Here is a 22,936-nt window from a genome sequence, read left to right as displayed (position 1 = left end):
AGCGAAAGGCGCAACGGGTCAGCCATGGATATCGGCCCTCTCATCGGCATCGGGCCAGGTGGTGCGCTCGACCGCCCGGATCAGCCGCTCGCCAGCCTCGGCCAGATCGGGCACATGGCGGCGCAGCTCCGGCAGGCGCGCGACGAAGCCGAGCATCTCGCGCGACAGGTCGTGATCCCGGCCGAAGACCGATGTGATCCGGTCCACCGCCGAGTGTACATCGTGCATGTTCACCGCGCCGAGCCGGGCCGAATAGGCCACCGACAGCATCGACATCCGCGCCCTGATCGCCGCAATCGACATGATCCTGGCCGCGGTATTGCTTTTCAGTTCCCGGGGGTGAACGAGCATGGTCAAATCCTCTTGGCGCAATGGTTTGGCGGGGCAGCTAGAGGAGGAGGATGCCGCCCCGCCAGACACGCCGGGATCCGCGCCAGATATCCCGGAGTGTGTTTTCGCCCCGCCGCCACAAGACGGCTCTCGGCCGGGCCAGCCGCAGGTTCCACGATCCCGGTCTAGTCCCGCCCGAGGCGGCCGGAATCGTGACGGGTGGACCAGGTGCTGCGCCCCGGCTTACTCCCCCGCCCCGGGCAACCTGAAAGCCCGAAACTCATTGCCGCCCCACATGATTTCGGCGTAGCGGGGCAGCGTCTGCATGGCGAAATCCACTGCATCGCCGCAGGGACGATGCGTGCCCTCGCGCCAGTTGCAGCCGGTTTGCTTGGTCACGCCAAAATGCTGGCCGCAGGCCTCGGCCGTGGCGAAGCTGGCGATCATCAGCATCGACCAACGCCGCAGGAAATCATCGGTATCGCGCCGCTGGGCATGCGCATGCGCCCGGCGCCGGGCTGCCGCCGAGCGACCGCGCCCGCCGACAGGTGGTGTGAAGGACATTTGCCGCGCGGGCAGGTCAGATCGTTTTCGATCCGGAACTTTGCAGATCAGGGACATGAGGATGCTCTTGAGGTTGTGCCGCCGTGGCGGCGGGTGGAACGATAGCAGGACACGCAGAATCGCCAGTCACGCCAACGAAGGTGAACAGATGCCTAGGGCATCCGAGACCTGCTTCAGCCGTAAGTCGCTCGATCACATCGAACCAGCGCGCGGGGAATCGACCTTCGGCGACCGCGTTGCTGACGGATGTGACCCGGACCCCCACGGCTGCCGCGATACGCCGACGACCGACGATGTCGCAGATTTCGGTAACGGAATGGGCAAGTGCGTGTACCATGAACCGCAAGATTGTTCAGATAATCTGGACTGTCAAGGTTCAGGTCGCAGTCAGTTCAATTTTCTTGGACAAGTGGCAATATGCGATCCATGAACCTAGAGCAAAAGACCGCACTCGCGCACGTAAACGACATGGGCCTTGCGGCGACCGCTATTCGCCTGCGAGCAGCATTCATCGTGTCCGGGCTCAAGCGCCACCAGGACCTCGCAGACGCGTCGGGGGTGTCCAAGACGGTCTTGAGCAATGCGATGGCCGGTTCTACCTATCCCAATCGGGACCTGCTGAAATATCTCCATCGAGCGCACAGGATCGACTTTAACTTCATGATGAATGGGGACTTCGCCCAGCTCCCCGGGGACGTTCAGGATCGTCTTTTCGCAGCGCTCGAAGTCGCAAATAATGAATGGGATCAAAGAGAAGATTCAGGTCGATCCCAAGCCGCACAGCGCACTTCGCAACAGCGAACATGACCCAGGTCCCCATCCCGAACTCCCAATCTCCTAGAACATAGCGTGAACTTTAGGCGGGTTCTCGCCCATTGATCAACCCGTACGGAACATAATTACCGGCCATCCAATGGAGCGGCCGTTAAGCCTCTTTGTTTCTCCCGTTTGGCAGGTTAGCCGCGCCGTGCCGGGCCGTAAGTCCAGATATTCTGTATTTTCATGTTGACAGTTCATTTTATCTGGACAACATTTACCCATCCACAACCCTTGGATGGAGCGCCTGATGCAACTCCCCTCCCTCACGTTGACCCCGTGCGCGGTCTCTGCAGCGCGCGCCATCATCTCCAACGCCGAGCTGGCTGCCGACGCGCCTGAAAGCCTGCGCCGCCTCGCCTATATGGTCGCCGCCAGTGCGCATGGCGTCATGCAGCGGCAGCGCCATCGGCCGACGAACACGCGGAAGGATGCGTGATGGCTGCCATCGACAACATCGACTTCCAGCTTCGGGATTTCGCCCGCCGGGCGCCAGCCGTGCAAGACCGGCGCGCCTGTGCCGCCTGCTGGTTCGTCCGCGCCCTGTTCGCTGCCGGCCTTCTGTTCTGGCTGGTCGTGGCCGGCTGGATGCTTTGGGATTACCTGCCCGATACGGGCGCGGTGCTGGACTTCCTTGCACCGACGGCCGCCCAGGCGCGGGAGGCTGGCTGGGTCGCGCTGTCGGAGGGGCTCTGATGTCTGCGTCGAGGCCCAGGTTCATCGAAGGCGCCGGAGGCGCCATCATCGACCGGCATACCGGCCGCGAACTTGCTCGGGTGCCCGTCGAAAAGCTGACCATCACCGAGGCGCAGCGTATTTGCCGCGCGATCATGGTCAGCCTGGAAACCGAATTTTCACGCGACCCGCAATCCAACCGTCCGCCCCTGCCGAAGGGGTAGGGGTCACCTCTCCCAAGTTCCTGCCCGCCGGACGCTCGCCTGTCCTGCCGGGCATCACTGGCCCCCGGCTTCTGATCGGGCCGGGGGCTCTTTTCTGCAATCCGGCCGGTTCGGCCAAAGTTTTTGAGGCCACCCATGACCCTGATGGAGCCCATCAAGCCCGCGGCCCAGGCCGGGATCACCTGCACCGTCGCGGACCTGCGACGCGCGGTGAACGCTGCCGCCTCGATTGTCCAGCGGCGCAACACCATCCCGGTCCTCGGCTGCCTGCGGATCACCCCGCGGGACGGCCTGCTGGAAATCGAGGGAACCGACCTCGACACCTGGTTGACGGTCGACTGCGATGCCACCTGCGAGGCAGGCGAGCCGTTCCTGCTGGATGCTTTCGTCCTGCGCGCCCTGTTGGTCGGCGCCGAGGCCGGCGACAGCATCAGCATCGACCGGGCCGTCGATATCGTGACCATGCGGATCGGCCCGACCACGATCCGGCTGCGGCTGCTGATCGATGTAACCGACTGGCCGGCCGAGCCAAGCGTCGACGGCATGGTCTGGGCCGACGTGCCGGAAACCGCGCTCGCCAGGATGATCGACAGCGTCCGCTGGGCCATATCGACCGAGGAGACGCGCTATTACCTGAACGGCATCTACATGCACGGCCGCGACGGGCGGATGGCCGGGGCCGCGACGGACGGCCATAGGCTGGCCCTGTATCAGAGCGATGCGGATTGGCCGTTGGCCGACCTGATCTTCCCGCGCTATTCGGTCACGGCGCTGCGGAACCTGCTGACGGCCGGCGGCAACCAGCACATCAGCGTCGGCGGATCGACCAAGCCGGCCATGCGGTTCGTCGGCAGCGGCTGGACGATGTTCGTGAAGTGCATCGACGGCACCTATCCAGACTACAAGCGGGTCATTCCGGATCGCAGCAAGATCTGCGGCCATGCCGTCATCAACCGGGCGCTGCTACGTCGCTTTCCGAACCCCAAGGTGTTCCGGCACGTCCGCGATGGCATCAGGTTCGACCTGGAAAAGCGCATCGCCAGCCTGAAATCCGTGACCTTCGGCCTTGAGATCGAGGCAGGCATCGAGGCCGATGGCGATTTCACCATCGGTTTCAACCAGCGCTACGTCGGCGAGGTGGTCCAGAACTTTGGCACCGTGCGCATCGAAGCCATAGGCTCACGCGACGCCGCCCTCCTGCTGACCGAGGACCCCGACCTGACGGTCGTCCTCATGCCGATGTGGATGGAGTGACCGATGGGCCAGCATCCTTCCTATGACGAATTCCTGCGCGCGAAAGCAGCCATCGCGCCGCGCTTCGGCGGCATGCAGGTGGACGAGGCGACCTTGAACCCGGCGCTGAAACCGCACACCCGCCGCATGGTGTCCTGGGGGCTGCAGGGCGGCCGGCGTGCCTGGTTCGCGAACTTCGGCCTGCACAAGACCGCGACGCAGCTGGAGACCATGCGCGTGCTGACCGAGACGACCGGCCAGCCGACGCTGATCACCGCCCCGCTGGGCGTGCGGCGCGAGTTCATGCGCGAGGCGCAGGAGCGGTTCCGGGGTTCCTATGCCGTGGACCTGAAATTCATCCGCGACACGGACAAGGTCGACGGGCCGGGCATCTACCTGACCAACTACGAATCGGTGCGCGAGGGCAAGGTCTCGCCCGATCCGTTCATCGGCGTCAGCCTGGACGAGGCCGCGATCCTGCGCGGCTTCGGCGGCACCAAGACCTTCAGGGAGTTCATGGCGCTCTTCGCCGGCGACGACCGGCGCGACCAGTCGAACCGGATCAAGACCGCCGGCGTGCCCTATCGCTTCGTGGCCACTGCCACGCCGAGCCCGAATGATTACATCGAGCTGCTGTCCTATGCCGGCTTCCTCGACGTGATGGATATCGGCCAGGCCAAGACCCGGTTCTTCAAGCGCAATTCGGAGAAGGCGGACCAGCTGACCCTGATGCAGCACAAGGAACGCGAGTTCTGGCTCTGGGTCGCGTCCTGGGCGCTGTTCGTCACCCGGCCCAGCGATCTGGACCCGGCATTCTCGGACGAGGGCTACGACCTGCCGCCGCTCGATGTGCGCTGGCACGAGCTGCCGGTCGATCACCTGGCCGGCGCCGCGGTCGAGAAGAGCGGCCAAAAGCGCATGTTCAAGGACGCCACCGCCGATCTGTCGACCGCGGCGCGCGAGAAGCGCGAGAGCCTGCCGGCCCGGGTCGAAAAGCTGATGGAGATCCGGGCCGAGGACCCGGCCGCGCACCGGATCATCTGGCATGACCTCGAGGCCGAACGCGCGGCGCTGGAGAAGGCCGTGCCAGGGATCGCCACGGTCTTCGGCTCGCAGGACCTCGACCAGCGCGAGGAGCTGATCGGCGATTTCGCTGACGGCAGGGTGCAGGAGCTGGGCGCCAAGCCGGTGATGCTCGGCTCGGGGACCAACCTGCAGCGGCATTGCGCCTGGTCGGTGTTCCTTGGGATCGGCTTCAAGTTCAACGACTTCATCCAGGCGGTCCATCGCCTGCGGCGCTTCGGCCAGACCGCCGACAGCGTGCGGCTGGACCTGATCTACACCGAGGCCGAGCGCGAGGTGCGCCGCAGTCTCGAGCGGAAATGGCGTCAGCACGAGGAAATGGTTCAGAAGATGATCGGCATCATCAAGGAGTTCGGCCTGTCCGAGGTCGCGATGCAGCAGGCGCTGGTGCGCGCCCTGGGCGTCGAGCGGGTCGAGGCCTCAGGCCCCGATTACCGCTGCGTGCACAACGATTGCGTGGCCGAGACCCGCAGCATGCCTGATGCCTCGGTGCAGCTGATCGTCACGTCGATCCCGTTCAGCACCCAGTATGAGTATTCCCCGAACTATGCGGATTTCGGCCATACCGATGACGATCCGCATTTCTGGCAGCAGATGGGGTTCCTGATCCCCGAGCTGCTGCGCGTGCTGGAGCCGGGCCGGATCTGCGCGATCCACGTCAAGGACCGGATCATCCCCGGCGGGATCAACGGCTTCGGCTTCCAGACCCTCTCGACCCTGCACATGGATTGCGTGCGCGAGTTCCAGCGCCATGGCTTCGCCTATCTCGGGATGAAGACCATCACGACGGACGTGGTGCGCGAGAACAACCAGACCTATCGCCTCGGCTGGTCGGAACAGTGCAAGGACGGCTCGCGCATGGGCTGCGGCGTGCCGGAATACCTGCTGATCTTCCGCCGGCCGCCCAGCGACACCAGCAACGGCTATGCCGACCGGCCGGTGAAGAAGGCCAAGAAGGAATGGGACCCCGAGGCCAAGGACTGGCGCAACGAGCTGGGCTACAGCCGGGCGCGCTGGCAGATCGATGCGCATGGCTACATGCGATCGAACGGCGACCGGACCCTGCTGCCCGAGGAGCTGGAAGGGTTGGACGCGGACCAGGTCTACAAAGTCTGGAAGGCCTACAACCTGCAGCAGGTCTATGATTTCGAGCATCACGTCCGGATCGGCGAAGACCTCGAGGTGAAGGGTCGGCTGCCGCCGACCTTCATGCTGCTGCCCCCGCACAGCGCGCATCCCGACGTCTGGACCGATGTCGCGCGCATGATGACCATTAATGCCGAGCAGGCGCGCAAGGGCAACGAGATGCACCTCTGTCCGCTGCAATACGACATCGTCGACCGGGCCATCGCCCAGTTCACCGAACGCGGCGAGTGGGTCTATGACCCGTTCGGCGGGCTGATGACCGTGCCATTCCGCGCCGTGAAGCTCGGCCGCAAGGGCATCGGGGTCGAACTGAACAAGGGCTACTGGCTCGACGGCTGCAAATACGTCGAGGCCGCCTCGCGCGAGGCCGGCATGCCCAGCCTCTTCGACCTCCTCGACGCCGATCAACCCGAAAACCAGAAGCTGCGGAGGACCGCATGACCGCGACTGATATCGCCATGCTCGAAAAGCTGGCCGGCCTGAAACAGGAAGGCCGCTTCGAATACGAGCGGAACGAGAACTACGACAGCCGCAAAGGCAGCCCGATCCAGGGCCATGTGGTTCGCTTCAAACCCAACCCGCGCAAGAATGCAGATGGGTCGACCAGCTATGGCTGGAACTTCCCGGCCTTGGTTGCCAGCGACATGTTGGCCGAGGCGGAAGCGGTGATGCGCGACGTGGCCGATCAGCTGAACGCCTGCCCAGTTCTCGCAGCGGAGCTGCTGACGCTGCGCCGCCCGGCCGAGGCCGCCAGGGCCGACGTGCCCTGGCAATGGTGGGCCGGCCGGGATGATGAGAATTTCAGCTTCGGGCCCTGCAACACGCGCGAGGAAGCAATCCGCCTGGCGGTCGAGGACGGCATGTGCGAGGAGAGCTCGGCCGACGATCCGGAGGTCTGGGAAAACCACATCCACCTAATCGAAGCCCAGCAGGCGCCGCTGCGCCTGGCCGACTGGATCGGCACCGACACCCTCCTCGAACGGGCGGATGAGGCCGTCGCCGACAGTGACCGGGTCTGCTACGAGCATGACGACGGACCATGGTTCGAGGCCACCACCGAACAGGAGGCCGATCTGGCCGCCCGTTTGCGCCGGGCCTGTGACGAATGGCAGACCGCGCATGGCCTGACGTTTACCTGCCGCACCTTCAGCGCCTCGTGTAACGCCGAGTTCGTGATCGTTCCGCAGCTTCGCGAACTACTCCCCGCGCCCACTGCGGAAGGCGGTAACGCATGACCAGCGACATCGTTTCCGTCGAGATCGGCCGCAGCACCTGGCAGGGCCCGGCCGAGGAGGCGCCGCGGCGTGCCCCCATCACCCAAGACGATCTTGTTGCTGCTCTGGAGCAGATCGAGATGCTGACCGCCACCGGCTTGGGGCTGGACCCGGACACGACGATGCAGGTCCACTTGCTCGCGGGCATAGGCCGGGCAACGCATGATAGCTATGCGTGGTTTAGCCGCTCCGACCTCTGCGCCTCGGGGCAGCAGGTGCGGGCGCTGGAACTGCGGCTAAGGGATTGGCAGGGCCGCGCAGAAATGGCAGGCCGCGCTCTTGAGGCAGTCCTTAGCGGAAAACCTGTTCAAAACGCCGATGAAATCATCTCGTTTTGCAAGACTACCGCCCTGACGCCAGCCCCGCAGCCCAAGAGACAGGTGCGGGAGGAAGTGCAATGCGACGCCTGCGCAGGTAACGGCGAGATTGTCACGGATTGGGACGGCTATCTACATCCGTCGCAGGACGCCCCTGCCGATCACGCCGTGACAGAGTGCCTTGATTGCGACGGCTCTGGATGGGTTCCCACGCCCACCCCCGCAACCCCGACCGCGCAAGAGGCGGTGCCGACACCGGTGGAGTGGCAGGTCCGGTATCACAGCAAATGGATCACAGCCCCGTCCTGCTGGACCGCCGAGGACCGGGCGAACTGGCCAGGCGAACATAGGCCGCTCTTCGCCCACCCGCCCCAGCCCAGCGTGTCGGTCGCGGATCTGCAAGCTGCAATCTCATACATCGACAAGGGCCACGATGGTATGGCGAGGAATGTCCTGTCCGCCGCCCTGCGCGCCCTGAAAGGAGCGTCGTGATGGGGGCGTTCGTAGTCGGCACATGGCTCGGCGCTGTCGTAAGCCTTGCTCTTTTTAGGTGGCCGGACTGGTCAATATCGTTTGCTGTTGGTGCAACTGCCTGCTGGATCGTGGGCTTGGTATCCAATCGCGCCCTGAAAGGGGGCAGCAATGGCTGACACGATCCTCCCGGTCACGCACCGCGGCATCGTGATCCGCCAGGCCGAGGTTCCCGGCGCGCCCTTCGAATGGACCCACGATGAGGCCGACGCCCACGGCATGGCCCCGACGCTCGACGACGCGATCCGCCAGATCAACGTGCACCTGGGCAGCGCCGATCCCGATTGCCGCGTCTGCCGCGGCACCGGCTCCGAGGACTGGTCGTATCTGGCGCTGACCCCGTGCCGGCTCTGCAATCCGGATGAGGTGCGGCATGGCTGACCCCCGCAAGACCATACGGCGCCCGACGCGCGATGAGGAGCACACCGTCCGCGAGATCGTCAACAAGCACCTGATCGACTGCACGATTGCCGGCGCGGCCGAACTACGCTGCACCGGCGCCTCCTTCGTCGCCCTCGGCGTGGGCATGTGGGCCGCCGAGATGGCAGAGCTGGATGGCAAGGCCACAGCGCAATTCCTACGCGCGCTGGCCGACATGTTCGAGCCGGGTCGGTCCCAGGAGGAGAAACAGGAGGCCGAAGCCCGCCGGCAACAGGCCGTAAAGCGACTGCTGGCGGCCGTGGATCTGATGATGAACGATGCGGAGGGACGGGCATGACCTTCCACCCTCATCTCCCCCTGATCATCGACAGCTTCGCTGGCGGCGGTGGCGCGTCCACCGGGATCGAGATGGCCCTCGGCCGCTCGCCCGACGTGGCGATCAACCACAGCGAAAAGGCGCTGGCGCTGCACGCGGCGAACCATCCCGAGACGCTGCATCTGGACAGCAACATCTGGGATGTCGAGCCGCTGGCCGTTACCCAGGGCCGGCATGTCGGCCTGCTTTGGGCCAGCCCGGACTGCAAGCACTTCTCGAAAGCCAAGGGCGGCGCGCCCCGCGACCGCAATATCCGCGACCTGGCATGGGTCGTGGTGAAATGGGCCGAGTTCGCCAAGCCCGACGTGATCTGCATGGAGAACGTCGAGGAGTTCGTGACCTGGGGGCCGGTCGACGACGACGGCCAGCCGATCAAGGAACTGGCAGGCGTGACCTTCGAACTGTGGCTGAAGCGGCTGCGCAAGGCCGGATACAAAGTCCAGTGGAAGGAGCTGCGCGCCTGCGACTATGGCGCCCCGACGATCCGCAAGCGCTGGTTCCTGATCGCGCGGCGGGACGGCCGGCCCATCGTCTGGCCGAAGCCGACGCACGGCGACCCGAAGTCGAAAGAGGTCCGCAAGGGCAAGCTGCTGCCTTGGGTCGGCGCGCATACCTGCATAGACTGGTCCCTGCCGTGCCCCAGCATATTCGACAGCTCGGCCGAGATCATGGCCAAGCACGGCCTGCGCGCCGTGCGCCCGCTGGCGAAGAACACGCTGGCCCGCGTGGCGCGCGGCATGGGCCGCTATGTGATCGAGGCGGAATCGCCGTTCCTGGTCAACCTGACGCATGGCGGGCGGGTCGAGGACGCGGCCGAGCCGTTCCGGACGACCACCGGCGCGCACCGCGGCGAGAAGGCCGTCGTCGTGCCCAGCATGATGAGCCTGAAGGGCACGGATCGGCGCGACAGCCCGATCACCGCTCCGCATCCGACCGTGCTGGCCGGCGGCGGGCATAGCGCGCTCGTCGTGCCCAGCATCGTCGGATGCGGCGGCCGGGCCGGCCAGAGCCGACCGCGCGGCGGGGACGAGCCTTTCGCCACGATCACGGCCAAGGCCGACGCCTGCATCGCGACGGCCACGCTGGCCCCCAGCATCCAGCGCTTCAACGGCGGTGCTACCGGCCAGGACCTGCGCGACCCCATGGCGACCGTGACGGCGAACAGCTGGATCAAGAAACCGGGCGGTGCCGCGCCGCTGGGAATGCTGGCGCCCTATCTGGCGACCTTCTACGGCCACACCGATGGGCGCGGGAAGCGCGCGGCCGATCTGGCAGAGCCGCTTCGCACCGTCACCGTCGAGAACCGGCACGCCGTCGTCGCCCCGGTCCTGACCTATGCCCAGCAGGGCGGCGGCAACCGCTCGGCCGAGGATCCGCACCATACGATCTGCGCCTCGAAGAAAGACCAGAACAGCCTGATCGCGGCGACGATGGTGCATGTCGGGAACGGTGAGCGCCCCGGCCAACAGCCTCGGGCGCTGGATATAGGCGCACCGCTGAACACGGTGGTCGCGGGCGGCGTGAAACACTATCCCGTGGCCGCCTTCCTCGCGCAGCAGAACGGCGGGCCGCGCATGGAGGCCCACGCCGGGCATGATCCGCGCGATCCGATCAGCACCGTAGCGGCCACGGGTAGCCATCAAACGCCCGTAGCGGCATGGCTGGCGAAATGGTTCAGCACGCCGCAAGACCCGCGCATTGATGAGCCGTTCCATACGGTCACGACAAAGCCCCGGTTCGATGTTGAGATCGCGCACCTGGCCGCGCCACCCTTCGCGCCCGAGCACTACGCCCGGGCCCGCCAGGTGGCCGAGTTCCTGCGGGAGCACGGCGCCTGGAACGGTGGCGAGTTCGTCACGCTGCAGATCGGCGGCGCGTCCTATGTCGTGATCGACATCGGCATGCGGATGCTGACCCCGCGCGAGCTGTTCCGCGCCCAGGGCTTTCCCGAAGACTACGTCATCGAGGGGGTCTGGCGTGAGGACGAGGCCGGCGAGTGGCATTGGCAGGCCTTCGCCAAGGACGTGCAGGTCAGCTGCTGCGGCAACAGCGTCTGCCCGCCCATCGCCGCCGCCATCGTCGGCGCGAACTGCCAGCACATTGCGATCGAGGAAGAGAGGAGGATGGCGTGATGTCCCGCCGCGCAGCATTCACAGAGGCTGACATCCGCCGCGCGATGAAGGTCGCGCGGTCGATCGATGCGCGGTCGATTGTCGAGGTGACGGCCGAGGGAACGATCCGTATCCTGCCGGAATCGGTGCGCACCAGCACGTCCGAAGTCGATAGGTGGTTCGAAGAGAATGACGAGGGTTAACCTGAAAGGCATCAACCGGGTGCGCAAAAAGCTCGCGGACGGTTCGATCCGCGAGCATCATTACGTCGGCCGCGGCAAGGGCGCCGTGAAATTCTGGGACAGCGCCAGCGGTGTCGCCATAGGATCGCCCGAATATGTGGAGGCCTTCACGAAGGCGTCGCGTTCGGGGACGCCCGCGCAAGGCAAGTTCCGGTCGGTCATCTTGCGCTTCATGGACAGCCAGGACTTCACCGGGCTTGCGCCGCGCACCCAGTCCGACATGCGGAAATCCTTCTTCCATGCGACGAACGGCATCGATCACAAGTTCGGCGACGCGCCGCTGGCTGCATTCGAGGATCCACGGATCCGGCGTCAGGCGCTTGATTGGCGAGACAAGATCGGCGGCAAGGTCGGCGATGACCGAATCAGGCACCTGCAGCGTCTGGTCGGCTTCGCCCTGGACCGGACCATGATCCGGCACCATCACCTGATGGGCATCAAGTCGGTTTACAAGGGCAAGCGCGCGGAGATCTTCTGGATGCCGGAAGAGATCGAGGCGTTCCGCCTCGGGGCCCCGGATCATGTCTGGCGCATCCTCGCAATCGCCCTAGAGACAGGTCTGCGGCCGGGCGATCTGTTCGAGCTGACCCGAGAGCATATCCACCGGACGCCGCACGGGCACCGAATCGTTATCTGGACGAAGAAGCGCAAGCGGCTCGCCTCGATCCCTGTCACGGCCCGGATGGCAGAGCTGATCGCCGAGACGCCGGAAGGCCAGGCCCGCCTGATCGTCAACAAGGGAGGACAGCCCTACCAGCATGAGAACTACCTGGGTGACGCGGTCAGCACCTGGCGGGACAAGATCAAGATTCGGTCGGAGCTGCAGCTGAAGGACGCCCGCGGCACGGCCGCCACGCGCCTGCTCGAAGCTGGGGCCGAATTGAAGGAGATCGCGACCCATATGGGCTGGTCGATCAAGCACGCGGCCGAGGTGATCGAACGCTATGTGGCGCTGTCGCCCAGCATGACGGATGGACTAGCCGAGAAGCTGGCGCGGGCCGAATCCAGAACAAAGCTGCAAACCGCGATGCAAACCGGAGAGGGCCAGACCTAGCTAAGTAATGGTCGGGGCGAGAGGATTCGAACCTCCGGCCTACGGTACCCAAAACCGTCGCGCTACCAGGCTGCGCTACGCCCCGAACCTGAGCCGCTGTCTAGCGGCTGGCCGCGCGGGGGGAAAGGGGAAAAGCGGCCGCCGCGCTTAGTCGCAGGGCGCCAGCGCGGTGGCCTGCGGCAGTCCGGGATGGGACAGCGCCATGCCCTTGAAGATGCCCAGCCGGGCGGCGTCGCCCCCCGGCACCTCGAGCACCATCAGCCGGTCCGGCGCCGGATCGCCGGGTGCCGCGCCGGGAATCGCCGTCTCGTCCAGCGGCCGGGCCATCGGATGGACATGCCGCACCTCGCCCCGCGCGTCGATGAAGACCAGATCCAGCGAAATCAGCGTGTTCCGCATCCAGAAGCTGACCGGCTGCGGTGTTTCATAGATGAAAAGCATCCCCTGCCCCGGCGGCAGATGCCGGCGGAACATCAGGCCCCGCGCCCGCTCCTCGGCGGAATCGGCGATTTCGACCTGGACCCGGACCGGCACGCCCCGGCCGCTGAACAGGGCCAGGCCGGATTGGCAACCGGCCGCCTGGGCCGGGGAAGGACTGGAATTTAACTGAACCAGAGCAAGAAGAACCGCAACGGCTCGTAACTTCATACCGCGCCCGCAACCAGCCGCAATTTAGCGAGCGCGGCCGCCCCCCCCGGTTGCACCAACCGCGCCTCGATCGCGGCTCGTTCCCAAGAGAGGATTTGCGCGGCCATCATCCCCCGCCGGCCATCGACGACGCGAATGGCGATCGCCTCGCCCACCGCCAGGTCGGAAAAGCCCGAATGCCGCAGCACCTCGATATGCAGGAAGACATCGGCCTTGTCGGCGAAGACATTGGCAAAACCAAAGCCCTTGGCCTTGTCGAACCATTTCACCCGCGCCGGCAGCAGCGGCAGCTGCGCCACTTCCTCGGGCGTGGCCGAGCACAGGTCGGCGATGGCCGGCATCGGCTCGGCCGCCGGCGGCGTGATCTCCAGCACCGCGACGGCCTGCATGCCGCGTGGGGTCTTCTGAATGATGGCCGTGACATGCGAACCTTCGGCGACCGAGCTTTGGCCGAAGTTCCTCAGCACGTTGGCGTGCAGGAGGATGTCGGCCCCGCCATCGGGATCGGTCAGGAACCCGAAGCCCTTGCCGCCATCGAACCATTTCACGACGCCCGCAATCTTACGCTGTTGTTCGTCGTCTTCGTCCATCTCTCTTCATCACCCGTCTGAAAACCAGAAACGACCCGAAACTCCGGCTCTCTCCCTCATGCAGAACTGAACGAAGGCGTCGCCGGGTTGGTCAGGTTTTCCATACCATGGATAAATCGCGAACCCGCATCAAGGGCTAAGACGGCTGACATGCCAGAAACTTTGCACGATTTCCTGATCGCCCCCCTGCAATAGCCTGTTTTCTTGGTCATAATCCTGTCTTGTCCAGCGAAAGCGGTCATGCAGGCGGAAGGCGCCGTCCGCCCAGAACTCGATCTGGACCGGACGGATGCGATACCCGCCCCAGTGAGGCGGGCGCGCGGGGTGCAACCCAAGATTGATTCCCTGCCGCGCCACCTCGGCCATCAGCGCGCTGCGGCTGGCCAGCGGCCGGCTCTGGCGCGAGGCCCAGGCGCCGATCCGCGACTGCAGCGCCCGCGACCGGTAATAGGCATCGGCCAATTCGTCCTCGACCCGGCTGACATGGCCGCGCACCCGCACCTGCCGGCGCAGGGATTTCCAGTGCATGACGAAGGCGGCGGCGCCGGTGGCTTCGATCTCGGCCGCCTTGGCGCTTTCGAGATTGGTATAGAAGACGAAGGCGCCGTCGGTGCCGGCGCCCTCGATCTCCTTCAGCAGGACCATGCGCACATCGGGCATGCCCTGGGCGTCCACGGTGGCCAAAGCGATGGCATCGGGGTCGTTCGGCTCGGTCCGCACGGCCTCGGCCAGCCAGCTTCGCGCGATGGCAAAAGGGTCGTCGCCCGCGAAAATTCCGCTACGATCGCTCACGGCAGCCTGCTTACCGACACTTGATGCCCCCTTGCAACTGTCCTAATCCTGCTGAAAACTGAAGAAGCGCAAGGGGCAGCATCATGTCAAGTGAAGCCGGTATCGGGCTGATGAAAAGTCGCCGCGGCCTGATCATGGGGCTAGCGAACGACAAGTCGATTGCCTGGGGCATCGCCAAGGCACTGGCCGACCAGGGGGCCGAGCTGGCCTTTTCCTATCAGGGCGAAGCGCTGAAGCGCCGGGTCGAGCCGCTGGCGGCGCAGGTCGGGTCGGATTTCCTGGCCGAATGCGACGTCTCGGACGAGGCCTCCATCGACGCGCTGTTCGAGACGCTGCGCGGGCGCTGGGACAGCCTGGACTTCATCGTCCACGCCATCGGCTTTTCCGACAAGGAGCAGTTGCGCGGCCGCTATGCCGAGACCACGCGCGACAACTTCCTGATGACGATGGATATTTCCGTCTATTCCTTCACCGCCGTCGCCCGCCGCGCCGCGGCGATGATGCCGAATGGCGGCTCGATCCTGACCCTGACCTATTACGGCGCCGAACGCGTCATGCCGCATTACAACGTCATGGGCGTCGCCAAGGCGGCGCTGGAAGCATCGGTGCGCTATCTCGCCGAGGATTTCGGCAAGGACGGCATCCGCGTCAACGCCATCTCGGCCGGGCCGATCAAGACCCTGGCCGCCAGCGGCATCGGCGATTTCCGCTATATCCTGAAATGGAACGAGCTGAACTCGCCCCTGCGCCGCAACGTCAGCCAGGAGGATGTCGGCAAGTCGGCGCTCTACCTGCTCTCGGACCTGGGCTCGGGCGTGACCGGCGAGACGCATCACGTCGATTCGGGCTATCACATCGTCGGCATGAAGGCGGTGGATGCGCCCGACATCGCCACGACGAAAAAGGACTGATCCCCCGCGATGAGCGCCGAGCAGGTCATCGCGCTTGTCTCGGCGCTGTCGCTGGCGATCCTGACCCCCGGCCCGGCGATCATCGCCACCGTGCAGACCGCTTTCGCCCATGGGCGCGAGCGCGCCCTGCCCTATGCGCTGGGGCTGGCCGTAGGCGCATCGCTGTGGTGCATCGCGGCGCTCGGCGGGCTGGCGGTGCTTTTCAAGCTGCATCCGGGCTGGTTCGCCGGGATGAAGATCCTCGGCGGGCTCTATCTGCTGTGGTTCGCCTGGCGGCTGTGGCGCGCCTCGACCCGGCCGCTGCCGCAGGCGGCGGGCGGCGCCTCCAGGGGGTTCTGGGGCGGAATCGCGCTGAATCTCTCGAACCCGAAGCCGGCATTGTTCTATGCGGCGCTGATCCTGTCGGTCTTTCCCGAGCCGATGGGCGCCGCGCGCCAGACGCTGATCTACGGCATCTGTCTGGCGACCGAACTGTCCTGGTACGCGCTGGTCGCGGTTCTGATGTCGACAGCAGCGATGCGCTCGCGCTATTTTGCCGCCAAGTTCTGGATCGACCGGGCCGCCAGCATCGCCATGGCGCTGTTGGGCCTGCTGTTGATCGCCAACCACTAAGGAGCCAGCATGAACGATCGCCTGCCCCATGAACGCGGATTCCACATCAGTTGGGATCAGATCCATCGCGATTCCCGCGCGCTTGCCTGGCGCCTGGAAGACCGCGAATGGCGGGCGATCCTGGCCATCACCCGGGGCGGGCTGGTGCCGGCGATGATCGTCGCCCGCGAGCTGGACATCCGCGTCATCGACACGATCTCGGTCAAATCCTATCGCGGCAAGGGCGGGCAGGAGCGCGGCGAGGTCAAGGTGCTGAAGGCCCCCGACCCGGCGGTGATGCAGGACGGCGACGGCATCCTGGTGGTGGACGACCTGGTCGATTCCGGGCGCACGCTGGAGCATGTGCGGACCATGTATCCCAAGGCGCATTTCGCCACCGTCTATGCCAAGCCCAAGGGCCGGCCGATGGTGCAGACCTATGTCACCGAGGTCAGCCAGGACACCTGGATCTTCTTTCCCTGGGACATGGCGCTGCAATACGTCCAGCCCTATCGCGGCGAGGATTGATGAAGCATATCAAGGGGAAGCACGGACCGCTGCACTGGCTGTTCGAGTCGACCCTGCTGCTGAAGGCGACCTTCGCGCTGTTCGAGGTCATGGCCGGCGCCGGCTTGTGGTGGCTGCCGCACCGGCGCCTTGCCGATTTCACCGCATGGCTGACCCGCAACGAGCTGATCGAGGGCCATCGCAGCCCGGTCTATGGCCGCGTGGCGGCGGCGCTGGCCGAGTTCTCGGCGACGAGCCAGCATTTCTATGCGCTCTACCTGCTCGGGCACGGCGCGATCAAGCTGGTGATCGTGGCCCTGCTGATGCGGCGGGTGGCCTTCGCCTATCCGCTGGGGATCGCGGTCTTTTCCGGCTTCATCGCGATGCAGATGCACCGCTGGACGCATACGCAGGCGCCCACCCTGCTGGCGCTTTCGGCCCTGGACGCGGTGGTGATCTGGCTGACCTGGCGCGAATGGCGCGGCAAGGCCGGCTAGGCGCGCAACGGCAGCGTGCGTTGCGCGCTGCCGCGCGGCGGGACGCAAGCGGAAAATCCCAGCATTTGCTGGGATTTCCGCTGTGACCGGCGTGCAGCGCCCGTACACCGCGCGTACACAGGGCGTGCACCGCAGAACCCGCAGGGAGTCTTTTCCGGCTTGGGGCCGCAATGCCGCCCCGCCCCCGCGTCAAGGTTCGAGACGGCGACGGAGACGGCGGGAAGGCGGGACGGGACGCGGGGGACCGAGACGGGGGCGGGGACGGGAACAGCGGCGCCGGAGGGCAACCGGCTTCATCCCGGTTGGGTGACGATGATCGCGCCGCGGTCGGTCGCCACCACCGTATGCTCGTATTGCACCACGGCGGCGCGCGGCTCGCTATAGAGCGTCCAGCCGTCCGCGCCGTCGGTCGCCCACATCCCGCCCATGGACAGGAAGGGTTCGACGGTCAGCACCAGCCCCTTGCCGATCCGCCGCCGGTCGCCCCGGGTGGGCCAGGTGGCGATCTCGCCCGGGTCTTCGTGCAACGCCCGGCCGATGCCGTGGCTGGCCAGGTTGCGGATCAGCGTGTAGCCGCGACCGGCGGCGAAATGCCCGATGGCCTTGCCGATCCCCGCCAGCGGCTTGCCGCTGCCGACCTGCGCGATGCCGATCTGCATGGCCCGCCGGCCGTCGCGGCAAAGCCGGTCCAGCGCCGGCGGCGTGGGCGCGACGCGGAATGTCGCCCCGGTATCGGCGAAATAGCCGTCCTTCGAGGCTGACACGTCGATATTGACCAGATCTCCGGCCCCGATCCGGCGTTCGCCCGGAATGCCATGGGCGACTTCCTCGTTCACGCTGATGCAGGTGGTGCCGGGGAAGCCGTAGGTCGAGCGCGGCGCGGAAACCGCGCCCTCGGCCTCGAGCATGGCCCGGCCGATCTCGTCCAGCTCGCGGGTGGTCATGCCGGGCTCCATCGCCCTGGCCATGGCCTGCATCGTATTGGCGACGATCCGGCCGACGGCCTTCAGGCCGTCCAGCTCGTCCTGCTTGGTGATCGTCATTCCCGCATGCTCCCGACCATGGTGACCAAGGCCGGCATAGCACAGGATGGCAGCCCTGTCCCGCCGGCCTGCACCGCCCGGCCTGTCCCGCCGGCCTGTCCTGCCCGGCCTGTCCTGCCGCGCCTAGCCGTTCCCGCGCACGAAACGCGCCGCTTCCTCGGCGGCGCGGCGCAGGGCGCGGCTCTTGTTCACCGTTTCCATGAACTCGGCCTCGGGGTCGCTGTCATAGACCACGCCGCCGCCGGCCTGGATGTAAAGCTGGCCGTCCTTGATCACCCCGGTGCGCAGGGCGATGCACATGTCCATCTCGCCATTGGCGGCGAAATAGCCGACGCCGCCGGCATAGACGCCGCGCTTCTCGGGCTCGAGCTCGTCGATGATCTGCATCGCCCGGACCTTGGGCGCCCCCGAGACGGTGCCGGCCGGCATCCCCGCCAGCAGCGCCGACAGCGCGTCCTCGCCCTCGCGCAGCTCGCCCACCACGTTCGAGACGATGTGCATGACGTGGCTGTAACGTTCGACGATGAACTGCTCGGTCGGGGTGACGGTGCCCATCTTGGCGACCCGGCCGACATCGTTGCGGCCTAGGTCCAAGAGCATCAGGTGCTCGGCCAGTTCCTTCTGGTCGGCCAGCAGGTCGGCTTCCAGCGCCCGGTCCTCCTCGGGCGTGGCGCCGCGCGGCCGGGTGCCGGCGATGGGGCGGACGGTGACCTGGCCCTCGCGCAGCCGCACCAGGATCTCGGGCGAGGCGCCGACGATCTGGAAGCCGCCGAAATTCAGGAAGAACATGAAGGGCGACGGATTGGTGCGCCGCAAGCTGCGGTAGAGCGCGAAGGGCGGCAGCGGGAAATCCATCGCCCAGCGTTGCGAGGGCACCACCTGGAAGATGTCGCCGGCGCGGATGTAGTCCTTGGCCTTTTCCACCGCGGCCAGATAGGCTTCCTTGCTGAAATTGCTGCGCAATTCGCCGATCTTCAGGTCGTGGCCCAGGGCGCGCGGCTCGCTGGGCTGGCGATCGAGCGAGCGCAGCGCCTCCATCAGCCGCTCGGCCGCCTGGGCATAGGCGGCGCGGGCCGGCGTGGCCGCGTCGTGCCAGGCGGGGGCGCAAAGCGCCACCTCGCCCTTGACGCCGTCCAGCACCGCCACGACCGAGGGACGCATCATCATCGCGTCGGGCAGGCCGAGGGGGTCGGGGTTCACGTCGGGCAGCCGCTCGACCAGCCGGATCATGTCATAGCCCAGATAGCCGAACAGCCCCGCCGCGCCGGCCGGCACGCCGTCGGGCATGTCGATGCGGCTTTCGGCGATCAGGGCGCGCAGGCTGTCCAGCGCCGGGCGGTCGTCTTCCGCGAATTCGTCCGAATAGCGGGCATTGCGGTTGATGCGCGCCTTGCCGTCCCGGCATTCCCAGATCAGGTCGGGCTTCATGCCGACGAAGGAATAGCGGCCGCGCACCTCGCCGCCGGTGACGGATTCCAGCATGAAGGAATTCGGCGCCGCCTCGGCCAGCTTCAGCATCAGGCTGACCGGCGTGTCGAGGTCGGCGGCCAGGCGGATGGTCAGCAACTGGTTGCGGCCCTGCGCCCAGCCGCGCTCGAACGCGGCATATTCGGGGGTGATCTCCATCACTGGACCTGCGCGTTCACCGCATCCACGGCGGTTTGGTTCAGGGTGACGCCGCCCTGGGCCTGTAGCGCGCGGGCGAAATAGTCGAACACGTCCTGGCGCAGCGAATCCGCCAGCCGGTTGGCGATGCCCTCGCGCACCTGCTCGGCCTCGTCGCCCTCGGTCACGGCGGGATGGATCTTGTCGAGCGTGACCAGGAACACCCGGTTCTCGGCATCGACCACCTCGGCATCGCCTTCCCTGGCGATCTCGAAGGCCTGGCTGACCAGATCCTGCGGGGCGTCGCTGATGAAGCCGCCGCGCGCCAGGTCGGTGACGGCGGTGCCGGCATCGGGGCCGGTCGCCGGGTCGGTCGCGGGGACGGTGGGCGGCGCCTGCGGCGGGGTGACGGCGGCATTGCCGGCGGCGGCGCCGACGGCCTGGGCCACCGGCGCGGTCGCCGCCGCCGGGGCGGGCTCGGCGGCCGCCTCGGCCTGGACCTTGCGCTCCTCGGCCAGGGCCAGAAGCTGGCGATGGGTCTCGTTCCGGCTCCAGTCCTCGGCCACGCGGTCCTTCACCTCGGCGAAGGGGATCAGCGCCGGCGGCTGGATGCCGTCGAGGCGCAGGGCGAAGACGCCGCCATCGTCCAGTTCCAGCAGTTCGGGGAAGTCCTTCTCGCCGATCTCGGCGGCCTTCTGGCGGAAGACCGGATAGGCGTCGATGCCGTTCGGATCGGCCTCGGCCCCGGCGCTCCAGTCGATCTGGCCCAGCTTCATCGGGGTTTCCTTGGCCATGTCCTCGAGCGTGGCGCCGCCGGCCAGCATGTCCGAGAATTCGGCCGACTGGTCCTCGATCACCCGGCGGGCGCGGTCCACCGCGGCCTCGACGCGCAGCTCGTCCTTGGCCTGCTCGAAGGGGATGTCGACCGGATCGAGGATCGCGTTCATCGAGAACAGCGCCGGCCCCAGCTCCGAGCTGGCCGGGCCGGCCACGCCGGGCTCGTCCAGCGCGAAGACCGCCTCGCCGGCGGCGCCCAGGTCGGCCTGGCTGACCTCGCCCAGGTCGATGTCGTTCAGCGTCAGGCCGCGCGCGGCGGCCAGCTGCTCGAAGGTGATCTCGCCGCGCGCGATGCGGGCCCTGGCTTCCTCGGCGGCGGCCATGGTCGGGAAGACCAGCCGCTCGACCATGCGGCGCTCGGGCTGCTGGAACTCGTCGATGCGGTCCTGGTAGAGGTCGCGCAGCGCCTGCTCGTCCACCTCGACCTCCTTCTCCAGCATCTCGGGGATCAGCCAGATATAGGTGATCTTGCGGGTCTCGGGCGCGGTGAAGCGGTCGGCATTGGCCTTGTGCCAAGCTTCCAGCGTCGCGTCGTCCGGGGTGGCGATCGGCTCGGGCAGATCCTCGGGCTTCAGCTCGCGCCAGCGGATGTCGCGGGTCTCCAGCAGCCAGCCCTGGGTCAGCGCGGTGACGGCCTGCGGCGCGCTGACCCCGGCCAGCGCCGCCTGCTGCAGGATCAGCCGCGCCTCGTCCATGCGCAGGTCGTGCTCGAACTCGGCCTCGCGGATGCCTTCGCGGCGCAGGGTGTCGGCATAGAGGCTGCGGTCGAACTGGCCGTTCATGCCGCGGAAGGCCGGCGAGCCGGTGATCTGCTTGGCCACCGCCTGGTCGCCGACCGAGATCCCCAGCCGGTTCGCCTCGGCCTCGAGCGCGGCGCCGGTATAGAGCCGGGCCAGCGCCGCCTGGTCGATGCCGAGAGCCTTGGCCTCGGCCGCGTTGACCTGCCGGCCGGTGCGGGCGGCGAAGTCCTGCATCTCGGCGCGCAGGGTGCGGGCATAGTCCTGCGACGAGATCCCGACCTCGCCCACCGAGCCGATATCGGCCGAGCCGCCCGAGAAATTGGTGACGCCGAAGCCGCCCAATCCCAGGACCAGCATCCCCATAAGCAACCAGACGATCGTCGATTTGCCCTTGCCGCGCATGATGATGCCGTGCCCCGCCACTTGTTCTTGTCAGTCAGCGCAAGTCTTTAGGGCGCCAAGGGCCCGGCGGCAAGGGCCGCGGTGCCCGTGCCGCCGCCTGCTGCGCTTCACGATCCGGTTGGCGCCATCAGGGCCGGAAGGCCTCCAGCCGCCGCATCAGCGCCGCGATGCCGTCGCGGTCGGCATTGGCGAAGGCGATGCGCAGATGGCGCGCGGCCTCGGGATCGTCCGCGGGCATGAACATGCTGCCGGGCAGCAGCAGCACCCCCGCCTGACGCAGCAGGCGTTGCGCCAGCTCTGGCGCGGGCATGGCGAAGGGATGTTCGACCCAGGCGAAATAGGCGCCGCAACCCTTGACGCGCCAGCCCGGCAGCGCCGCCATGCCCTGGGCCATGGCGCGGCGGCGGGCCAGGATCTCGGCCCGCTCGCCGGCCAGCCAGTCGCGCAGATTCGCCATGCCCCAGGCGGCGCCGATCTGGCCGAGCTGGCCGGCGCAGATGGCGACGGTGTCGAGGAACTTTTCGACCTCGGCCATGCGGGCGGGATTGGCGATCAGCGCGCCGACGCGATGCCCGGTCAGCCGATAGGCTTTCGAGAAACTGTAGAGATGGATCAGCGTGTCGCCCCAGTCGGGATCGGCGAACAGGTCGTGCGGCGCACCTTCGCGCGCGTCGAAATCGCGATAGGTCTCGTCGAGGACCAGCGCCAACCCGCGCGACCGCGCCAGATCGAAGAAGCCGCGCAGCAGTTCGGCCGGGTATTCCGCGCCCGAGGGGTTGTTGGGGCTGACCAGCACGATGGCGCGCGACCGGTCCGAGACCAGCCGGGCGGCCTCGGCCGCGTCAGGCAGCATGCCTGGACCGCAGCGCAGCGGCACGGCGCGGATGCCCTGCATGTCGAGCCACATCTTGTGGTTGAAATACCAGGGCGTGGGCAGGATCACCTCGTCCCCTGCCCGGGCCAGCGTCTGGATGGCGGCGCAGAACGCCTGGTTGCAGCCCTGGGTGATCGCGACCTCATCGGCGCGGATGGTGCCGGCATAGGCGCGGCTCCAGTCGCGGGCCACCGCCTCGCGCAGGTCGGGCCGGCCCAGCACCGGACCGTAGAGATGCGCGTCGGGCCGCTGCAGCGCCGCCTCGGCCATGGCGCGGCGCAGGGCCTCGGGCGGCGGCTCGACCGGCGCGGCCTGGCTGAGATTGATCAGCGGCCGCTCGGGCGGGAAGGTCAGCCCTTCCAGCCAGCGGCGGGCCTCCATCACCGGCGGGCGGAAGGTGGCGGCCAGGGCGGGGTTGAGCGGCAGCATGGGCAGGTCTCAGTCGGTGAGGCGCAATCCGCCGAAATCCGGCGGCGTGGACAGGTCGAAGCCCGAGCCGGCGGCGGGCGGCGGGGCGGCGGCTGCCTCCGGGCCCGGCGCGG

General features: G+C 67.1%; 26 protein-coding genes and 1 tRNA gene. 17 read left to right on the top strand and 10 right to left on the bottom strand.

Features of this window, described 5'->3' with window-relative positions; translation table 11 throughout:
- Positions 1-18 precede the first annotated feature (18 nt).
- The gene (locus ACFOMP_RS06920; RefSeq protein WP_379028838.1) at positions 19-351 is read right to left on the bottom strand and encodes a hypothetical protein; all 333 of its coding nucleotides are present in this window, start codon (positions 349-351) and stop codon (positions 19-21) included.
- 222 nt (positions 352-573) lie between these two features.
- Positions 574-951, bottom strand: coding sequence for a hypothetical protein (locus ACFOMP_RS06915; protein WP_379028835.1), 378 nt, complete (start codon positions 949-951; stop codon positions 574-576).
- A gap of 369 nt (positions 952-1,320) precedes the next feature.
- Here ACFOMP_RS06915 and ACFOMP_RS06910 point away from each other — a divergent pair, with 369 nt between their 5' ends.
- From ACFOMP_RS06910 to ACFOMP_RS06850, 13 genes are all read left to right on the top strand, one after another.
- Positions 1,321-1,701 carry an XRE family transcriptional regulator gene (locus ACFOMP_RS06910; protein ID WP_379028832.1) on the top strand — a complete coding sequence of 127 codons (381 nt, stop codon included), beginning with the start codon at positions 1,321-1,323 and terminating at the stop codon, positions 1,699-1,701.
- A gap of 259 nt (positions 1,702-1,960) precedes the next feature.
- The gene (locus ACFOMP_RS06905) at positions 1,961-2,149 is read left to right on the top strand and encodes a hypothetical protein (RefSeq protein ID WP_379028829.1); all 189 of its coding nucleotides are present in this window, start codon (positions 1,961-1,963) and stop codon (positions 2,147-2,149) included.
- Positions 2,149-2,406, top strand: coding sequence for a hypothetical protein (locus ACFOMP_RS06900; protein ID WP_379028826.1), 258 nt, complete (start codon positions 2,149-2,151; stop codon positions 2,404-2,406). Before ACFOMP_RS06905 ends, ACFOMP_RS06900 begins: the two co-directional genes overlap by 1 nt.
- A complete protein-coding gene (locus ACFOMP_RS06895) occupies positions 2,406-2,609 on the top strand; it encodes a hypothetical protein (protein ID WP_379028823.1) in 204 nt (67 codons plus the stop codon). The genes ACFOMP_RS06900 and ACFOMP_RS06895 overlap by 1 nt, the downstream gene beginning before the upstream one ends.
- A 135-nt stretch (positions 2,610-2,744) precedes the next feature.
- The gene (locus tag ACFOMP_RS06890) at positions 2,745-3,863 is read left to right on the top strand and encodes a DNA polymerase III subunit beta (protein ID WP_379028820.1); all 1,119 of its coding nucleotides are present in this window, start codon (positions 2,745-2,747) and stop codon (positions 3,861-3,863) included.
- A 3-nt stretch (positions 3,864-3,866) separates the two neighbouring features.
- The gene (locus tag ACFOMP_RS06885; protein WP_379028817.1) at positions 3,867-6,512 is read left to right on the top strand and encodes a DNA methyltransferase; all 2,646 of its coding nucleotides are present in this window, start codon (positions 3,867-3,869) and stop codon (positions 6,510-6,512) included.
- The gene (locus ACFOMP_RS06880) at positions 6,509-7,306 is read left to right on the top strand and encodes a hypothetical protein (RefSeq protein ID WP_379028814.1); all 798 of its coding nucleotides are present in this window, start codon (positions 6,509-6,511) and stop codon (positions 7,304-7,306) included. The genes ACFOMP_RS06885 and ACFOMP_RS06880 overlap by 4 nt, the downstream gene beginning before the upstream one ends.
- The gene (locus ACFOMP_RS06875) at positions 7,303-8,154 is read left to right on the top strand and encodes a hypothetical protein (RefSeq protein ID WP_379028811.1); all 852 of its coding nucleotides are present in this window, start codon (positions 7,303-7,305) and stop codon (positions 8,152-8,154) included. The genes ACFOMP_RS06880 and ACFOMP_RS06875 overlap by 4 nt, the downstream gene beginning before the upstream one ends.
- A gap of 150 nt (positions 8,155-8,304) precedes the next feature.
- A complete protein-coding gene (locus ACFOMP_RS06870) occupies positions 8,305-8,574 on the top strand; it encodes a hypothetical protein (RefSeq protein ID WP_379028809.1) in 270 nt (89 codons plus the stop codon).
- A complete protein-coding gene (locus tag ACFOMP_RS06865) occupies positions 8,567-8,911 on the top strand; it encodes a hypothetical protein (protein ID WP_379028806.1) in 345 nt (114 codons plus the stop codon). The genes ACFOMP_RS06870 and ACFOMP_RS06865 overlap by 8 nt, the downstream gene beginning before the upstream one ends.
- Positions 8,908-11,082: a DNA cytosine methyltransferase gene (locus tag ACFOMP_RS06860; RefSeq protein ID WP_379028803.1), complete on the top strand. Its 2,175-nt coding sequence runs from the start codon at positions 8,908-8,910 to the stop codon at positions 11,080-11,082. Before ACFOMP_RS06865 ends, ACFOMP_RS06860 begins: the two co-directional genes overlap by 4 nt.
- Complete coding sequence (locus tag ACFOMP_RS06855) at positions 11,082-11,264, top strand: hypothetical protein (RefSeq protein ID WP_017999891.1); 183 nt, start codon at positions 11,082-11,084, stop codon at positions 11,262-11,264. Before ACFOMP_RS06860 ends, ACFOMP_RS06855 begins: the two co-directional genes overlap by 1 nt.
- A complete protein-coding gene (locus ACFOMP_RS06850) occupies positions 11,251-12,357 on the top strand; it encodes a tyrosine-type recombinase/integrase (RefSeq protein WP_379028800.1) in 1,107 nt (368 codons plus the stop codon). The genes ACFOMP_RS06855 and ACFOMP_RS06850 overlap by 14 nt, the downstream gene beginning before the upstream one ends.
- A gap of 8 nt (positions 12,358-12,365) precedes the next feature.
- Here the strand turns inward: ACFOMP_RS06850 and ACFOMP_RS06845 are convergent.
- From ACFOMP_RS06845 to pdxH, 4 genes are all read right to left on the bottom strand, one after another.
- Positions 12,366-12,442, bottom strand: a tRNA-Pro gene (locus tag ACFOMP_RS06845).
- Positions 12,443-12,504: 62 nt separating this feature from the next.
- A complete protein-coding gene (locus ACFOMP_RS06840) occupies positions 12,505-12,891 on the bottom strand; it encodes a DUF192 domain-containing protein (protein WP_379028797.1) in 387 nt (128 codons plus the stop codon).
- Between the two features lie 110 nt (positions 12,892-13,001).
- Positions 13,002-13,595 (bottom strand): cold-shock protein, encoded by a 594-nt coding sequence (locus ACFOMP_RS06835; RefSeq protein ID WP_289894119.1) that lies wholly within the window; start codon positions 13,593-13,595, stop codon positions 13,002-13,004.
- A gap of 129 nt (positions 13,596-13,724) precedes the next feature.
- Positions 13,725-14,387, bottom strand: a complete 663-nt coding sequence (gene pdxH, locus ACFOMP_RS06830) for a pyridoxamine 5'-phosphate oxidase (protein WP_289894120.1) — start codon at positions 14,385-14,387, stop codon at positions 13,725-13,727.
- Positions 14,388-14,470: 83 nt separating this feature from the next.
- Here pdxH and fabI point away from each other — a divergent pair, with 83 nt between their 5' ends.
- From fabI to ACFOMP_RS06810, 4 genes are read left to right on the top strand one after another with little or no spacing between them, the layout of a single operon-like run.
- On the top strand, positions 14,471-15,298 hold the full coding sequence (gene fabI, locus ACFOMP_RS06825; protein WP_289894121.1) for an enoyl-ACP reductase FabI: 828 nt from the start codon (positions 14,471-14,473) through the stop codon (positions 15,296-15,298).
- 9 nt (positions 15,299-15,307) lie between these two features.
- On the top strand, positions 15,308-15,910 hold the full coding sequence (locus ACFOMP_RS06820; protein WP_379028793.1) for a LysE family translocator: 603 nt from the start codon (positions 15,308-15,310) through the stop codon (positions 15,908-15,910).
- Positions 15,911-15,919: 9 nt separating this feature from the next.
- Positions 15,920-16,417 carry a xanthine phosphoribosyltransferase gene (gene gpt / locus ACFOMP_RS06815; protein ID WP_019352165.1) on the top strand — a complete coding sequence of 166 codons (498 nt, stop codon included), beginning with the start codon at positions 15,920-15,922 and terminating at the stop codon, positions 16,415-16,417.
- Entirely contained in the window at positions 16,417-16,893 is a 477-nt protein-coding gene (locus ACFOMP_RS06810; RefSeq protein WP_289894123.1) for a DUF2127 domain-containing protein, read from the top strand. The genes gpt and ACFOMP_RS06810 overlap by 1 nt, the downstream gene beginning before the upstream one ends.
- A 293-nt stretch (positions 16,894-17,186) precedes the next feature.
- On the opposite strand, the gene map is transcribed toward ACFOMP_RS06810, so the two are convergent.
- The 4 genes from map to ACFOMP_RS06790 all read right to left on the bottom strand — a co-directional run bounded on the left by map (position 17,187) and on the right by ACFOMP_RS06790 (position 22,823).
- Positions 17,187-17,936, bottom strand: a complete 750-nt coding sequence (gene map, locus ACFOMP_RS06805) for a type I methionyl aminopeptidase (protein WP_379028789.1) — start codon at positions 17,934-17,936, stop codon at positions 17,187-17,189.
- 123 nt (positions 17,937-18,059) lie between these two features.
- Complete coding sequence (gene trpE, locus ACFOMP_RS06800; RefSeq protein WP_379028786.1) at positions 18,060-19,562, bottom strand: anthranilate synthase component I; 1,503 nt, start codon at positions 19,560-19,562, stop codon at positions 18,060-18,062.
- The gene (locus tag ACFOMP_RS06795) at positions 19,562-21,520 is read right to left on the bottom strand and encodes a peptidylprolyl isomerase (protein ID WP_379028783.1); all 1,959 of its coding nucleotides are present in this window, start codon (positions 21,518-21,520) and stop codon (positions 19,562-19,564) included. Before ACFOMP_RS06795 ends, trpE begins: the two co-directional genes overlap by 1 nt.
- A gap of 127 nt (positions 21,521-21,647) precedes the next feature.
- Entirely contained in the window at positions 21,648-22,823 is a 1,176-nt protein-coding gene (locus ACFOMP_RS06790; protein WP_379028780.1) for an aminotransferase, read from the bottom strand.
- Positions 22,824-22,936: the final 113 nt, after the last annotated feature.

It is taken from the genome of Paracoccus simplex, from assembly GCF_042648325.1.
GTDB classification, from domain to species: domain Bacteria; phylum Pseudomonadota; class Alphaproteobacteria; order Rhodobacterales; family Rhodobacteraceae; genus Paracoccus; species Paracoccus simplex.
The sequence above is the reverse complement of the archived record's forward strand: the minus strand, read 5'-3'. Positions and strand labels throughout refer to the sequence as shown.

What these genes read in the sequence shown, in the direction of transcription:
- ACFOMP_RS06920 (WP_379028838.1), bottom strand. Translation starts at nt 351, where the DNA reads ATGCTCGTTCACCCCCGGGAACTGAAAAGCAATACCGCGGCCAGGATC.
- ACFOMP_RS06915 (WP_379028835.1), bottom strand. Translation starts at nt 951, where the DNA reads ATGTCCCTGATCTGCAAAGTTCCGGATCGAAAACGATCTGACCTGCCC.
- ACFOMP_RS06910 (WP_379028832.1), top strand. Translation starts at nt 1,321, where the DNA reads ATGAACCTAGAGCAAAAGACCGCACTCGCGCACGTAAACGACATGGGC.
- ACFOMP_RS06905 (WP_379028829.1), top strand. Translation starts at nt 1,961, where the DNA reads ATGCAACTCCCCTCCCTCACGTTGACCCCGTGCGCGGTCTCTGCAGCG.
- ACFOMP_RS06900 (WP_379028826.1), top strand. Translation starts at nt 2,149, where the DNA reads ATGGCTGCCATCGACAACATCGACTTCCAGCTTCGGGATTTCGCCCGC.
- ACFOMP_RS06895 (WP_379028823.1), top strand. Translation starts at nt 2,406, where the DNA reads ATGTCTGCGTCGAGGCCCAGGTTCATCGAAGGCGCCGGAGGCGCCATC.
- ACFOMP_RS06890 (WP_379028820.1), top strand. Translation starts at nt 2,745, where the DNA reads ATGACCCTGATGGAGCCCATCAAGCCCGCGGCCCAGGCCGGGATCACC.
- ACFOMP_RS06885 (WP_379028817.1), top strand. Translation starts at nt 3,867, where the DNA reads ATGGGCCAGCATCCTTCCTATGACGAATTCCTGCGCGCGAAAGCAGCC.
- ACFOMP_RS06880 (WP_379028814.1), top strand. Translation starts at nt 6,509, where the DNA reads ATGACCGCGACTGATATCGCCATGCTCGAAAAGCTGGCCGGCCTGAAA.
- ACFOMP_RS06875 (WP_379028811.1), top strand. Translation starts at nt 7,303, where the DNA reads ATGACCAGCGACATCGTTTCCGTCGAGATCGGCCGCAGCACCTGGCAG.
- ACFOMP_RS06870 (WP_379028809.1), top strand. Translation starts at nt 8,305, where the DNA reads ATGGCTGACACGATCCTCCCGGTCACGCACCGCGGCATCGTGATCCGC.
- ACFOMP_RS06865 (WP_379028806.1), top strand. Translation starts at nt 8,567, where the DNA reads ATGGCTGACCCCCGCAAGACCATACGGCGCCCGACGCGCGATGAGGAG.
- ACFOMP_RS06860 (WP_379028803.1), top strand. Translation starts at nt 8,908, where the DNA reads ATGACCTTCCACCCTCATCTCCCCCTGATCATCGACAGCTTCGCTGGC.
- ACFOMP_RS06855 (WP_017999891.1), top strand. Translation starts at nt 11,082, where the DNA reads ATGTCCCGCCGCGCAGCATTCACAGAGGCTGACATCCGCCGCGCGATG.
- ACFOMP_RS06850 (WP_379028800.1), top strand. Translation starts at nt 11,251, where the DNA reads ATGACGAGGGTTAACCTGAAAGGCATCAACCGGGTGCGCAAAAAGCTC.
- ACFOMP_RS06835 (WP_289894119.1), bottom strand. Translation starts at nt 13,595, where the DNA reads ATGGACGAAGACGACGAACAACAGCGTAAGATTGCGGGCGTCGTGAAA.
- fabI (WP_289894121.1), top strand. Translation starts at nt 14,471, where the DNA reads ATGTCAAGTGAAGCCGGTATCGGGCTGATGAAAAGTCGCCGCGGCCTG.
- ACFOMP_RS06820 (WP_379028793.1), top strand. Translation starts at nt 15,308, where the DNA reads ATGAGCGCCGAGCAGGTCATCGCGCTTGTCTCGGCGCTGTCGCTGGCG.
- gpt (WP_019352165.1), top strand. Translation starts at nt 15,920, where the DNA reads ATGAACGATCGCCTGCCCCATGAACGCGGATTCCACATCAGTTGGGAT.
- ACFOMP_RS06810 (WP_289894123.1), top strand. Translation starts at nt 16,417, where the DNA reads ATGAAGCATATCAAGGGGAAGCACGGACCGCTGCACTGGCTGTTCGAG.
- map (WP_379028789.1), bottom strand. Translation starts at nt 17,936, where the DNA reads ATGACGATCACCAAGCAGGACGAGCTGGACGGCCTGAAGGCCGTCGGC.
- trpE (WP_379028786.1), bottom strand. Translation starts at nt 19,562, where the DNA reads ATGGAGATCACCCCCGAATATGCCGCGTTCGAGCGCGGCTGGGCGCAG.
- ACFOMP_RS06795 (WP_379028783.1), bottom strand. Translation starts at nt 21,520, where the DNA reads ATGCGCGGCAAGGGCAAATCGACGATCGTCTGGTTGCTTATGGGGATG.
- ACFOMP_RS06790 (WP_379028780.1), bottom strand. Translation starts at nt 22,823, where the DNA reads ATGCTGCCGCTCAACCCCGCCCTGGCCGCCACCTTCCGCCCGCCGGTG.